Annotated in this window: 1 protein-coding gene; it reads left to right on the forward strand. The window is 69.5% G+C overall.

The window, feature by feature from the left end; genetic code table 11:
- Positions 1–558, forward strand: a 558-nt coding sequence (locus AB0C16_RS40340) for an SLC13 family permease (protein WP_357691458.1), incomplete at both ends; no start/stop codon positions are given.

Below are 558 nucleotides of genomic sequence, written 5' to 3' on the forward strand. Positions count from 1 at the left end.
GGCACCGTGCAGAAATCCGCCGCCGTCTCGGTCATCGAGTCCGGCATGGGCGGCATCCTCGGCCATGTCGCGATCATCATCGGGCTCGGCACGATGCTCGGCGCGATCCTCGAAGTGTCCGGCGGGGCCGAGGTGTTGAGCGCCCGGCTGCTGAACGCCTTCGGTGAGAAGCGCGCCCCGCTCGCCATGGGGATGACCGGCCTCGTCTTCGGTATCCCGGTCTTCTTCGACGTCGGCATCTTCGTCCTCGCGCCGATCGTGTACGCCGCCGCCAAGCGCTCCGGCAAATCGATCCTGCTCTACGCGATGCCGCTGCTGGCGGGCCTGTCGATGACCCACGCGTTCCTGCCGCCGCACCCGGGGCCGGTGGCCGCCGCCGGACTCTTCAACGTGTCGCTCGGCTGGGTCATCCTGATGGGCATCGTCGTCGGCATCCCGTCCGTCATCGCCGCCTGGGGGTACGCCGCCTGGATCGGCAAGCGGATCTTCGTCGACGTACCGCAGGACATGGTGGAGGCCGCCGAGGAGGCCAAGGCCGCCGTGGCCGCCGAACAGCGC

Source organism: Nonomuraea sp. NPDC048916, from assembly GCF_040649575.1.
In the GTDB taxonomy this organism is placed as follows: domain Bacteria; phylum Actinomycetota; class Actinomycetes; order Streptosporangiales; family Streptosporangiaceae; genus Nonomuraea.